The sequence below is a fragment of the Ruegeria sp. CDSA241 genome, assembly GCF_059611265.1.
Window position 1 is genome coordinate 73,969 of record NZ_JBXWPF010000014.1, and the last position, 12,700, is coordinate 86,668.

A 12,700-nucleotide genomic window follows, 5' to 3' on the forward strand; every position below is an offset into this window, starting at 1 on the left:
GTCATGAGGATCGCAATCGCGGGGGCGGGCAGCATTGGATGTTACTGCGGGGCTTTGCTGGCCCGATCCGGTCACGATGTCACCCTGTTGGGGCGGGCACGAATTCTCGACCCGATCCGGGATAAGGGGCTGATGGTCACAGATTTTTCAGGCCTGCGGTGTCATGTGACCAACCTGTCCCTGACCGAAGATCCGGCGGAACTGAGTGATGCTGAAATAGTCATTGTCACGGTAAAGACCGGCGCGACGGAAGAGATGGCGAAGCAAATCGGAAAATATGCACCAAAGGCTGTGATCCTTTCCTGGCAGAACGGGTTGGAAAATGCAGGCACCTTACATACGATGCTTCCGCACCACGATGTCCGCGCCGGTATGGTGCCGTTCAACGTCGTACCAACAGATACTGGCGGATTTCATCGCGCGACTTCTGGTGAAATCGTTATCCAATCCGGCCTCGGCGATTTGGGCGCAAAGCTGACTGGCCCCGACCTACCGGTGTCAGAGAGTGACCAGATCGAAGCCGTCCAATGGGGCAAGCTGGTGATCAATCTCAATAACGCGCTGAATGCGCTGTCCGGGTTGACGTTGAAACAGCAGTTGCTGGACCGCAACTGGCGCCAACTGATGGCAGATCAGATGTCCGAGGCTCTGACCGTGCTGCACTCCGCCGGCCAACCGATTGTGTCAATGACGCCGCTGCCTGCATGGATGACACCGTATATCCTGCGCCTGCCGACGCCCTTGTTTTCGCGGGTTGCCTCCCGGATGCTGACCATTGACTCCTCGGCGCGCACCTCTATGGCCTATGACTTGATGGCAGGGCGCCCAACGGAAATCGACAGTCTGCAAGGCGAGATCATCCGTTTGGGCGAGCGGCACGGCATTGCGACCCCAATCTGCGCGCAGGTTCGCGAAAAGATTGCACAGAACCCAAAATCCCCGCTTACTCCCGAGCAACTCCGAATCTGATGGGCTAGAGAAAAGCCGTCAGTGTCCAGAAGATAGCGGCTGATAACACTGCGGTAGCGGGGACCGTTATGATCCAGGCAGCCACGATCGTCATGAAATGCGAGCGACGGACGAGTTTCCGGCGTTTTTTCTCTTCCTGTGCCTGGCGCCGTTCGGGCAGGCGTTGGTGGTTCGCGTTCTTTCTGCGCCGCTCGGCATGCCATTCGCGATAGAAGCCCACTCCGAAGACCGCTCCCACTGCGATATGGGTGGAACTGACGGGCAGGCCCAGCCAACTGGCCAGGATCACAGTGATCGCCGCAGAAAGGGCGACACAGAATGCGCGCATTGGGTTGAGCTTGGTGATCTGACTGCCGACCATCCTGATCAATTTTGGGCCAAACAGGAACAGCCCAAAGGAAATTCCCAGCGCTCCGATCACCATCACCCAGGTTGGAATTGCGACTTGTGCAGCGAAATCCCCGAACTGCGCCGTATGCACGATTGCCGCCAACGGACCAACCGCATTTGCCACGTCATTGGCGCCGTGGGCAAAGCTAAGAAATGTTGCTGAAATAATAAGTGGTAGCCCAAACAGCGTTTTCAGAGACTTCGTTCTGTTTTCTAGTCCTTCTGATCTGCGATGCACCCAAGGGACTGTCACCAGCCATGTCAGAAATCCGGTGGCCAGACCGAACAGCAAAGCGACTTCAAGCTCAACTTTGACCAGCTTGTTCAGGCCTTTGACGGCCAAATAGGTGGTAAAGGCACCAGCCATGACAGCAACGAGTATCGGCACCCAACGGCGGGCAGCGGCGATCTTGTCTTCCTGATACTGAATTTTGGCATTGATCAAAGCCAGAAAGCCAGCGGCAATAGTTCCACCTAACACAGGAGAGATGATCCAACTGGCGGCAATGGCGCTCATCGTGGTCCAACTGACCGCGCTTAGGCCAGCTGCTGCGACGCCCGCACCCATGACGCCCCCCACGACAGAGTGTGTGGTCGACACCGGCGCGCCGACCCAGGTGGCCAAGTTGACCCACATGGCCGAAGAAATCAGGGCCGCCATCATCGCCCAGATAAAGACGGTGCTATCGTGAACCGATGCCGGGTCTATAATCCCTTTCGAAATCGTCGACACGACATCCCCACCTGCCAGCAAGGCCCCCGCGCTTTCTGCGATGGCGGCGATGACGATTGCGCCGGTCATGGTCAGCGCGTTGGCCCCGACAGCGGGGCCCATGTTATTGGCAACGTCATTTGCGCCGATATTGATGGCCATATAGGCCCCAAAACCCGCTGCCGCGACAACGATCAACCCGCCATCAGCCCGCCCAAAAACCACTGCGGCCGTCAGCCCGGCCAGCGCAATAAAGGCGAAGGCGATACCCGGCGCCAGCATGGGGCGTGCCACATGGGCATTGGCATACTCAACGCGCGAGATGCGCGCCAGATCGCTGTCCAGCGATTGCCAACGGGGTTTGGAGCTTGGGTTCGACATCAGGCTATTGCGGGCGGCTTCCAAAAGAACACCCGCGGCTATACGGTTTCGCTCAGACGGGCAACCGTGGCGTCATCACTTTTTGTGGAGGTGTCACAGCTGCAGCAGCAAAGCGCGCAGTTCGGGTTCCTGAACACGTTTGGCCGCTATCACGGGCGAAACCCACTCGCGGGTCCTTTCCTCGGCCTCGGGGTAGATATCGGCCAGTTCCTGCACTTCGATCCGATAGACATTGGTCACCACAGTCTGGCTGGCCCCGTCTTTCAGGATCTTGTCATAAGTATATTGCCCAACAGGGTCTTTGGATAGGGATTGGGCGCGCACGCCGGCTTCTTCCCAGGCCTCTTGCCGGGCAGCCTCGGCGCCATCCAGGCCATCAATCGGCCAACCTTTGGGGATGATCCAGCGTCCGGTGTCCCGGCTGGTGATCAAAAGAACCTGCAACCCGTCCTGTGTTTCGCGGGTGCACAAGGCGCCAAACTGCACCCGATGGGGGCGCAGGAACAGAGGCCGGGCGACCTCTTCCCAAATATTTCGCAGCCATTTTGTCATGTTTGTCGTTCGCGAACCCGGGTTTTACCTGAGCAGCCCACATAGCAATGAAACAGATAATCTTCAATGAACGCCCGGAATCTCCGTGCTTTCCGCATCTTCATGCCAAGAATTTTCGACGAAAATTCCCGACGGCTGCCTAATTTCGACGTTTTGCGCGCAAGGTGGGGTCGGCCTTGGTCGGATCTTCGGGCCAAGGGTGTCTGGGATATTGCGCGCGCATGTCTTTGCGCACATCCGCGTATGACCCAGCCCAGAAACCGGGCAAGTCGCGCGTGATCTGGATGGGTCGTTGGGCCGGTGAAAGAAGCGTGATCTTGAGGGCCTCACCGCCAATGACCGGATGGCGCGTGACGCCAAACAGTTCCTGCAGCCGCACCGAGATTTCCGGTACTGCACCGCCATAATCTATCGGCACCTTTCGCCCCAGAGGAGTTTCAAACGACCCTGGAGCGCGCCGGTCCAGTTCCTGCGTCTGGGCCCAGTCCAGTCGGGCGCGCAACGCTGGCAACAGGTCGAACCGTTTCCAGTCTTCAGCATTGCGGACGCCGGAAAGCATCGGCAACAGCCAGTCTTGCAGCGTGTCGGTCAACCCCTCGATCGAGAAATCAGGCAGCTCTGCGCCTTCGGTCCGGACCAGTTCCACCCGTGCCGCCAATCGCGCAGCGGCCCCGTTCAATCGCAGGCCAAGATCACGGACGCCATCCAGCATCGCCAATGCAACTGCTTCGTCCGGAACCTCTTTCCAAACACGATCACTCAACGTGATTGCGCCGAGCCGTTCTTGTTTGCGCGCAACGACACGGCGGTCACGTTTTGACCAGTCGCAGACCTCGATCCAGGTGATCTGATCCTCGAACAAGTCACGAATTTCCTTTTCCGAGATCTGTGCGGCCATGCGCACCTTTGCTTCGCGGGGGTTGCCATCGGTATCGGTCACAACCAGGTAAGGCGCGGCAGCCAGCGTATCGCTGCCATCCAGCACAACACCCTTCCCTCCTGACAACACATAACGCGGCTCATCCCCTTTGCGCCGTTGTCCAATGCGATCGGGATAGGCGAGTGCGGCTGTTGCCGCTGGGCTGAAGTCGGATGGGGTGCCTTTGGATCGCAGTCGCTTGGCCTCGGTCTTTATCCGTTCCAACGCACCAATGTTGACCTGCCAGACACGGTTACACTGAAAGGCGCGCACATCCCGTATGGCTTCGAGCCGGAGCAGCATATCCACCGGCGCACCGCGCAGAGGGTCGCGTTCGGCCATCAGGGCGGCCAAGGGCGCAGCGCCGGGGCCTGCCTGTTCCAGCATATGCCCCAGTCGCGGGTGCAGAGGTAACGCAGCCAGTGACCGCCCGTGGTCGGTGATCCGCCCCTTTCCATCCAGCGCGCCCAGCATTGTCAGCAACGTGCGGGCCTCTGCCATCGTGCCCTCGGGTGGAGGGGTCAGGAAAGACAGTTCTTCGGGGTCCGCCCCCCAAAGTGCCAGTTCCAGCGCCAGGCCGGTCAGGTCGGTTGCCTCGATCTCGGCCGGGGGATAGGCGGCCAGCGCGCCTTCTTCGCCCTTCGACCATAAGCGATAGCACTTGCCTTCGGCGACACGACCAGCGCGGCCAGCGCGCTGCGTTGCCTCGGCGCGCGTCACCCGCTCGGTCACTAGTCTGGACATACCCGAACCCGGATCGAAACGCGCCCGCCGAGCCTGTCCCATGTCCAAGACCACGCGAATGTCTGGAATGGTCAACGAGGTTTCGGCAATGGACGTAGCCAAAACCACTTTGCGACCGGTTTCGACCGGTGCAATCGCTTGGCGCTGGGCAGCAAAAGGCATCGCGCCGAATAGTGGTCGCACCGTAGCTTTGCTGGATAACCGGCCAGCCAAGGCGGCCTCTGCCCGGCGGATTTCGCCTTCTCCGGGCAGGAACACCAACATCCCACCTTCTGTTTCGCGCTCGGCCTGAACCACAAGATCGACCAATGCGTCCAGCTTTCGCGCCTGATGTCCTAGCGGTCGGTCCAGCCAACGTGTTTCGACCGGGTAGCTGCGCCCTTGGGACGTAACAACGGGGGCCTCCATCAACCGTCCCACAGGCTCAGCGTCTAGCGTTGCCGACATTGCCAGCAGGATCAGATCGTCCCGCAATGCCCCGGCGACCTCAAGGCACAAGGCCAGGCCGAGATCCGCGTTCAGGGAACGTTCATGGAATTCATCGAAAATCACCGCACTAATGCCGGGCAGATCGGGTTTGACTTGCAGCATCCGGGTCAGGATACCTTCGGTGACGACCTCGATCCGGGTCGATTTCGATACCTTCGCCTCGCCTCGCACGCGATAACCAACTGTGTCGCCCACGCGCTGTCCCAGCGTATCGGCCATGCGCTCAGCAGCAGCCCGGGCCGCCAAGCGGCGGGGTTCCAGCATCACGATCTTGCCATCGCATAGCCCCGCCTCGAGTATCGCCAGCGGCACTCGTGTTGTTTTCCCCGCGCCCGGAGGCGCCTGCAGCACTGCGCGGCCCGAAGCCTTTAGGGCGGCAAGAAGGTCAGGAATGGCGTCGTCGATGGGCAGGCGTATCATGCGGGCTTTATCCGCCAACGGTACGACAAGGTCCAGTTCCGTCTCTTATACCCGGAGAGCGCATATCCCAGAGGTAAATTCTTGTACCCTCTGGTCTGGACAAATCCCTCATTGGGACGGCAACTAGAACTGCCGCAACTGATTGGGGGCGAAATGGAACTGGACAGCCTGAGTGACAGGATTTTGAACGGAGACCGGCGCGCGCTGGCCCGTGGTATCACGCTGGTGGAAAGCGGTCGCGCCGATCATCGTGCGCAGGCGACGGAACTGCTGACCAGATTGACCAAAGAAGGCCGCCAGGCCCTGCGGATCGGATTGTCAGGGACGCCCGGCGTCGGCAAGTCCACGTTCATCGAAAGCTTTGGCATGATGCTGACAGGGCAGGGGCTGCGCGTTGCGGTTCTTGCAGTTGATCCCAGTTCGACTCGGTCGGGCGGGTCCATTCTGGGGGACAAGACCCGGATGGAACGCCTGAGCCGCGAGAAAAACGCCTTTATCCGTCCATCACCCAGCCAGTCGCATCTGGGCGGCGTTGCCCGCCGCACACGTGAGGCCATCGCTTTATGTGAGGCCGCTGGGTTCGATGTTGTTTTGATCGAAACGGTTGGTGTCGGGCAATCGGAGACGGTTGTCTCCGAGTTGTCGGATCTGTTTATGCTGTTGCTTGCCCCGGCGGGCGGTGACGAACTGCAAGGCGTCAAGCGCGGTATCATGGAAATGGCCGACATGATCTTGGTCAACAAGGCGGATGGTGACCTGAAATCTGCCGCCACTCGCACCTGCGCCGACTATTCCGGGGCGCTGCGTCTGTTGCGTAAACGACCCCAGGACCCGGAAGGGTTTCCCAAGGCGATGACTGTCTCAGCGGTCGAGGAACATGGGCTGGCTCAAGCCTGGGAGGAGATGCAGTCCCTCAGCAAATGGCGCCGTGAAAATGGCCACTGGGAGGTCAACCGCGCCACGCAAGCACAATATTGGTTCGAACAAGAGGTTCGGTCTGCCCTTCTGGCGCGTCTGGCGACTCCACAAGCGCGCTCGGAAATGGAGCGTCTGGGCTCGCAGGTCAGCACTGGTCAGCTCAGTCCGTCGGTTGCGGCGGAACATATGTTGTCTGCTTTAGTCGCTGGCTAAGGCCTTATTCAAGCCTTTGATCTCATTCTCTTTCTGATTTCGGATCGGTGGAATATCGCCCATAGGTTGCAAGTTGACCCAAACTTGATGCAAACTCGGGTTAAGGCCGCGCATCTGTCGCCAGGCCGGATATGCGGGAACCGTCAGCTATGCCCGATATTACTGGGACCAACGGCAACGACGATATCGACGTTAACAATGACACGGGGACTCTGAACGGTTCACCGGCTGGAACTCCGATTGATAATATCCGCGGCCGGGGTGGCGACGACGACGTCGACATCAATAACAGCTCGATTACCGGGAATGTCATCGGCAATGCCGGCTCCGACACGATCACCGTCACCAGTAGCACCATTGGTGGCAGGATTGCCAGCGGGTCGGATGACGACACTGTCGATATCAGTGGCTCGAGTGTTGGAAACATCCGGCTGGGGAGCGGCAACGATACCCTGAATTTCACCAGCACCAGCGTTAGTGGCGATTTGCGGGGTGGTGGCGGGACCGACACGTTGAACTTGCCGGTGGGTACCGTCATCACCGATACCAATTTTGGCGTCATTAACGTCGTAGATGGCGTAGGCTATACCCTGTCCAGCGGGACATTCACCCTACCATCCGGTATCACGGTCACATATTCTGCCTTTGAGAACGGAAGTGGCGTTCCTTGTTTTACCCGTGATACGCACATCCTGACACAGGACGGCATGAAAGCAATCCAAGCGCTGCGGATCGGGGACATGGTCCCGACCATGGGGTGCGACCCTCAGCCTATACGCTGGATCGGTCGTCGACAGTTTGACCGCGCCGCCTTGCTGGAAAATCCCCGGCTCTTGCCGGTACGAATCCTTGCAGGTGCGCTGGGCGAGGGTTTGCCGCATCGCGATCTTCTGGTCTCACGCCAGCACAGGATGCTGGTGCAGTCCAGAATCGCGGAACGCATGTTCGGCACCACCGAAGTTCTGATTCCGGCGATCAAACTGACCGCACTGCCGGGAATCTATATCGATGAGGCCGTGCAATCGGTTGAGTATTTTCACCTGCTATTTGATCGCCATCATGTCATCTTTGCCGAAGATGCCCCAACCGAAAGCCTGTTCACCGGAGTCGAGGCCCTGAAATCCCTCGGATCGGAGGCGCGGCAAGAAATTTTCGAAATCTTTCCGGAACTGATCGAAAATCATGGTGAAAACCCGGCCCGGTTCATACCATGTGGACGCCAACAGTCCCACCTGATCCAGCGGCATTTGAAGAACAACAAACCCTTGCTTCAACGCAATGGCGCCTAGGTCTTATAGAGTTTAAGATGGGTGCAAAGATTTCGCACGGCCCGTCTTGACCCTTCCTGTGATTCCCACTAAACGCATCCAACCAGTTTTCGGGCGCGACTTCGGGTTGCGCCCCTTGTGATTTGGCCACGGGTCCTGTACCCAGCCCGCAGATACAAAGGAAGAAACCATGTCGCGCCGTTGCGAACTGACCGGAAAAGGCCCGATGACTGGCAACAATGTCAGCCACGCCAAAAACAGAACTCGTCGCCGTTTTCTGCCCAACCTGAACGACGTAACCCTGCAGTCGGAAACCCTGGGTCGTGGCGTCAAGCTGCGTATCTCAGCCGCTGCCCTGCGTTCAGTTGACCACCGTGGTGGTCTGGATGCGTTCCTGGCCAAAGCCAAGGATGACGAGCTGTCCACCAACGCACTGAAAGTGAAAAAAGAAATCGCCAAGGCTCAAGCTGCGGTCTAAGCGTTCTTTTTCACCAAAGATTTCGACCCTGTACCCGAACGGTGCAGGGTCTTTTCTTTTGTCTGATTGAGTTTAGACGATTTCGCCGTCAGAGCGTGATCTTGTTCACATACAGTGTTCTGATGTTTGAATATGTTTGTTCATATTCTATTGGCGGAGTTCGATCTCATGTCTTTCAAATCCTTTGATTCCCTCTCCCTGTTGGCGGCCTTTTTTGGCAAGACGTTTGGGACATGTGTGCGGATGCAGCGTCAGGTGAACAGGTTGCATACCAGCCTGACCAAAGGGTCTGTCAAACGTCCTGGATTGGACAACTGACCTCGTACTGACCAAAATGACCCGAGGGCTTCTGGCGCATTCGATTGTGCTTGAAGCCCTTTTTGTCTCGGGCGTATACCGAAGGCAGGATGAAACACTTTCGGAACAGATTTCTATCATTTGCCCTGTCGCTGCTGGTCATTCTGACCGGTCAAGGGGTGGCTGCGTCGCGTGGCGTTGATACCGCAGTCGGGCAGATGGTGCTGTGTACTGGTGTTGGTCCTGTTGTGATCTATATGGATGCCGAGGGGCAACCGGCAAAGCCCCCGCATTTCTGCCCCGACTATGCGCTGACGTTGCTGGGTGCTATTGCTGTCGTTTCACATGTGCTGCCCGATGCACCAAGTTATGCCGGGCCATTTTTAGAGCGCGGCGACAGGAGCCTAATAGCAGCGCCCGTTCCGTTTCAGCCCGCCCGCGCGCCACCTGCAAGAGCCTGATTAAATTTAACTTTTTCAGACACTTGACATAGGAGAGGCGCAATGTCCCTCACTTCCAAACTTTTGGCAACCCTGGCTGCGGCCGCATTTGCCACCACTGCAATGGCGCAGGAAACCATCACACTAGAAGATGCCTATGCGCGCTCCGCCGGCAAAACGGCGAAAGCGGGCGCGGCCTTTATGGTGATTCAGAACACGGGCGAGGCGGATGACCGTCTTGTTCGTGCGGAATCGGAGGCGGCTGCACGGGTTGAGCTGCACACGCATCTGATCGATGCCAACGGCGTGGCGCAGATGACCCATGTCGAAGAGGGATTCGTCATCCCAGCCGGTGGTGCGCATGCGCTCAAGCGCGGGGGCGATCACGTGATGTTCATGGGATTGGTTGCCCCGTTTGAACATGGTGCAACTGTGCCTGTAACGCTGGTTTTTGAAAAAGCCGGTGAGGTTGAGATCGACGTGCCGGTTGATCTGGAACGAAAAGACATGGGCGCCCACTCGAACTAAGGTCACGTCAACCTTCAAGCCGCTATGCGGCCGTCATCCACGCGTCAGGCCGGGCTTTGCCCGGCCTGTTTGCCTATCGCTTCAACGGTTAACAACCCGCATCGAAACGCGGTCATGCGCCCGTTTGAAGCGCATTGCCAGAAAGAACATCACGGCGGCGAAAGCCAGAGCGGAAAAGGCAATGGCCCACCCCAGTGCGACCATGCCACTGCCGGGCCAGAACAACAGCACCAACCCAATGATCAGCGCAATGATCCCCGAGTTTCGCACCATCACGGCATCCGGGTTGTTGCTGGGTATCTGCCGCCATGCCAGCAACGAACCGATGCCGACGATCAGCGCCCAAGCACCCAGCAGGAAAAATGTCAGCCGCGCAACACCCTCGGGCCAGATCAGCAGGACAAGACCGATCAACAGTGCCCCGATGCCGACGCCGCCGATCAATCCGCGCCGTCCAAAGCCCAGTAGGGTCAGGCCGCCATCTAGAACCAAAAGCAGGCCGACCAGTCGCAACAGCAAAGAGATACTGCCCGTTGGCCAAAACAGCGCGGCGATCCCCAATGCTCCGGCCAGACATCCGCGCAACAGGAAGGTCCACCACAGATTTGCCAGTTGGTCGCCAAATGTATCGCGGCCCTCCATACTGGAATCGTCCATGATTTCTTCGCGCGTGTGGTGGGGGTCGGTCATGGGAGCCTCTTATTTCGATTGTCGTATCAATAATTTTGGTGCCGGTCTGGCGGGCTAAGATTCGCGCAGCAGCTTTTGAACCCAGCGTGGCACGGTTTCGGATGCAGGGCCAAGTATCACCTGATCGAAACTCGAGGCGCCGGATGACGGATCTAGGTTCAACTCGACGGTTCGTGCGCCTGACATTGTCGCCTCGTGCACAAATGCTGCGGCGGGGTAGACCTGACCCGAGGTGCCGATTGAAGCGAAGATTGCAGCATTGGCCAGGTGATCGTAGATCAGGTCCATAAAATAGGGCATCTCACCGAACCATACAACATCGGGTCGGGCGGTTGGGCCACCGCAGGCGGGGCAGGGTTCACCCACCGACATCTCGGGCGGGGCGACCCAGCGGTGATCGCAGGCGGTGCATAAGGCCCCAGCGAGGGTGCCGTGCATATGGATCACATTCTCGGATCCTGCAGCTTCGTGGAGGCCGTCGACATTCTGTGTCACGATGATAACCTCGCCGGGCCAGTTGCGTTGCAGATGGGTCAGCGCGGTATGGGCCGGATTGGGTTGCGCCTGTGCAGCCTGCACACGGCGCGCGTTGTAGAACTTGTGCACCACCGCCGGATTGCGGGCAAAGCCTTCGGGCGTGGCGACATCCTCGATCCTGTGCTGCGCCCACAGACCTCCTTCGTCGCGGAATGTGCCCAGCCCGCTTTCGGCGGAAATCCCGGCACCGGTCAGAATGACGATCTTTTCCATTTCCGCCTCACGCGTTACACCCGGTTGTATGACACACCGTATCCTTTTCGTCTGTTTGGGCAATATCTGCCGGTCTCCGGCCGCCGAAGGTGCCTTTCGCGCCCGTGCGCCGCATCATGCCACCGACAGCGCCGGAACCTCTGGCTGGCACATCGGAGACCCGCCTTATGGCCCAATGCAGCAGGCTGCTCATGCCCGTAGTATCGACATCAGCGATCTGCGCGCGCGCAAATTCGTGGCCGAAGATTTTGACCGCTTTGACCTGATCATCGGAATGGATGCAGAGAACCTTACCAATATCGAAAACTTGCGTCCCCGTGGCAACAAAACTCCGGTTCGCTTGCTGACTGATTTCGCTACTGAGACAGGCGCGGATCATGTGCCCGATCCGTATTACACCCGTGATTTCGAGGGCACGCTGGATTTGATCGAAAAGGCCGTCGCAGGTCTTGACGCACATCTGAGGGCTTAGTTGTAGATGCTTTGATGTCTTCGACATTCAGGTGTAAAATCAATCGACGCCTGCATCGGGGCTAAGCTCACCTGTTTGGTTCTTTCGCAATCACAGTGGATAAGGTGCGTGTCGTCCGGCTTCTGGTGATTGCAATCGCACCCAAAACCAAAGCGCAGGCTACGGCCTGTGGTGTTGTGATTGCTTCGCCAAAGGCAAGAAAGCCCACAGCAAACATCGTCGGCAATTCAATGCTGCCGACGACCGCAGTTTGAGAAGCGCCGATCAACGGCGAGCAGATCGTATAAATGAGCTGTGGCACAAGCGCTGTGACCAGGCCAATTCCGACGATCAAAATCCAGTCGGATTGCCCCTGCGGGAGCAACTTGGCAACATCGGCGTTCAACATCAGCGGCAACAGCCCGAGAACCGATCCCAAGGAAACCGAAGCAATGCGCGCAAGCGGTGCGATGCGGGACAACCTGTGAACCAAGACACATATGCCGAAGCCGAACCCGATTGGGGCTGCTAGCGACATCAGAAGCGTTGGTATGTGCTGTATCGGAACAGATGCGGGCGATCCTGCAATGAGTGCCGCCAACGTAATGAGGCCCGAGGCGAACAATGCGCGCCTTGTGGGTGTATCGGCGAACAAAGCCCAGGCAATGATCAGCGTGAAAACCGGATAGGTCATATAGAGAACGCCCACAGTCGATGCGGGCAATGTCTCCAGCGCCGTCACATATCCAATCCATCCAAGGCCCATTACCGCGCCTGCCGAAAGCCCCCAAGCAATCTCGCGCCAAGCGTTTCGGTGTATTATAAGAACAGGCAGCAGCAGAATTGCCGTAACGATGTAGCGATAGAACGCGACGGCATAAGGCGCGACGCCTTGCTCGGTCAGCCCTCGGCTAAAAAAGGGAACCAACCCGAAACAAATTGAGGCGAAAAGAACGCCGGCAACCGCAAGCGAATAGGGAATAGTTGGTCTGGTCTGTGTTGATATCGTTGCCATTCCAATTTGCTATCACAGGTTTGCGACTGCTGTAGCAGAGATTCGTCGAGCGGTTGCTTCGGTTCGCAAAGCTAAC

13 protein-coding genes are annotated in these 12,700 nt (G+C 58.2%); 7 read left to right on the plus strand and 6 right to left on the minus strand.

What is annotated here, in order from left to right:
* Positions 1-3 precede the first annotated feature (3 nt).
* Positions 4-969 (plus strand): 2-dehydropantoate 2-reductase, encoded by a 966-nt coding sequence (locus AC2FJV_RS13725; RefSeq protein ID WP_496713944.1) that lies wholly within the window; start codon positions 4-6, stop codon positions 967-969.
* A 4-nt stretch (positions 970-973) separates the two neighbouring features.
* Here AC2FJV_RS13725 and AC2FJV_RS13730 read toward each other — a convergent pair whose 3' ends face one another.
* The 3 genes from AC2FJV_RS13730 to hrpB form a co-directional block, all read right to left on the minus strand.
* A complete protein-coding gene (locus AC2FJV_RS13730) occupies positions 974-2,452 on the minus strand; it encodes an inorganic phosphate transporter (protein ID WP_496713945.1) in 1,479 nt (492 codons plus the stop codon).
* Positions 2,453-2,545: 93 nt separating this feature from the next.
* The gene (locus AC2FJV_RS13735) at positions 2,546-3,004 is read right to left on the minus strand and encodes an NUDIX hydrolase (protein ID WP_142638080.1); all 459 of its coding nucleotides are present in this window, start codon (positions 3,002-3,004) and stop codon (positions 2,546-2,548) included.
* A gap of 139 nt (positions 3,005-3,143) precedes the next feature.
* Complete coding sequence (hrpB, locus tag AC2FJV_RS13740; protein ID WP_496694236.1) at positions 3,144-5,576, minus strand: ATP-dependent helicase HrpB; 2,433 nt, start codon at positions 5,574-5,576, stop codon at positions 3,144-3,146.
* A gap of 153 nt (positions 5,577-5,729) precedes the next feature.
* On the opposite strand from hrpB, the gene meaB reads away from it, so the two are divergent.
* The 5 genes from meaB (at position 5,730) to AC2FJV_RS13765 (ending at position 9,718) form a co-directional block, all read left to right on the plus strand.
* Positions 5,730-6,707: a methylmalonyl Co-A mutase-associated GTPase MeaB gene (gene meaB, locus AC2FJV_RS13745; RefSeq protein WP_142638208.1), complete on the plus strand. Its 978-nt coding sequence runs from the start codon at positions 5,730-5,732 to the stop codon at positions 6,705-6,707.
* Between the two features lie 149 nt (positions 6,708-6,856).
* Positions 6,857-7,996 (plus strand): Hint domain-containing protein, encoded by a 1,140-nt coding sequence (locus tag AC2FJV_RS13750; protein ID WP_496713946.1) that lies wholly within the window; start codon positions 6,857-6,859, stop codon positions 7,994-7,996.
* 169 nt (positions 7,997-8,165) lie between these two features.
* Positions 8,166-8,453: a 50S ribosomal protein L28 gene (rpmB, locus tag AC2FJV_RS13755; RefSeq protein ID WP_142638086.1), complete on the plus strand. Its 288-nt coding sequence runs from the start codon at positions 8,166-8,168 to the stop codon at positions 8,451-8,453.
* Positions 8,454-8,860: 407 nt separating this feature from the next.
* Positions 8,861-9,211, plus strand: coding sequence for a hypothetical protein (locus tag AC2FJV_RS13760; protein ID WP_142638088.1), 351 nt, complete (start codon positions 8,861-8,863; stop codon positions 9,209-9,211).
* 42 nt (positions 9,212-9,253) lie between these two features.
* Entirely contained in the window at positions 9,254-9,718 is a 465-nt protein-coding gene (locus AC2FJV_RS13765) for a copper chaperone PCu(A)C (RefSeq protein WP_142638090.1), read from the plus strand.
* Between the two features lie 81 nt (positions 9,719-9,799).
* Here the strand turns inward: AC2FJV_RS13765 and AC2FJV_RS13770 are convergent, their stop codons facing one another.
* Positions 9,800-10,408: an HdeD family acid-resistance protein gene (locus AC2FJV_RS13770; protein ID WP_282027764.1), complete on the minus strand. Its 609-nt coding sequence runs from the start codon at positions 10,406-10,408 to the stop codon at positions 9,800-9,802.
* Between the two features lie 54 nt (positions 10,409-10,462).
* Positions 10,463-11,158: an NAD-dependent deacylase gene (locus tag AC2FJV_RS13775; protein ID WP_281995791.1), complete on the minus strand. Its 696-nt coding sequence runs from the start codon at positions 11,156-11,158 to the stop codon at positions 10,463-10,465.
* A 28-nt stretch (positions 11,159-11,186) separates the two neighbouring features.
* Here AC2FJV_RS13775 and AC2FJV_RS13780 point away from each other — a divergent pair, with 28 nt between their 5' ends.
* A complete protein-coding gene (locus AC2FJV_RS13780) occupies positions 11,187-11,630 on the plus strand; it encodes a low molecular weight protein-tyrosine-phosphatase (protein ID WP_142638096.1) in 444 nt (147 codons plus the stop codon).
* Between the two features lie 67 nt (positions 11,631-11,697).
* On the opposite strand, the gene AC2FJV_RS13785 is transcribed toward AC2FJV_RS13780, so the two are convergent.
* Positions 11,698-12,624, minus strand: a complete 927-nt coding sequence (locus AC2FJV_RS13785; protein ID WP_496713947.1) for a DMT family transporter — start codon at positions 12,622-12,624, stop codon at positions 11,698-11,700.
* Between the last annotated feature and the right edge of the window lie 76 nt (positions 12,625-12,700).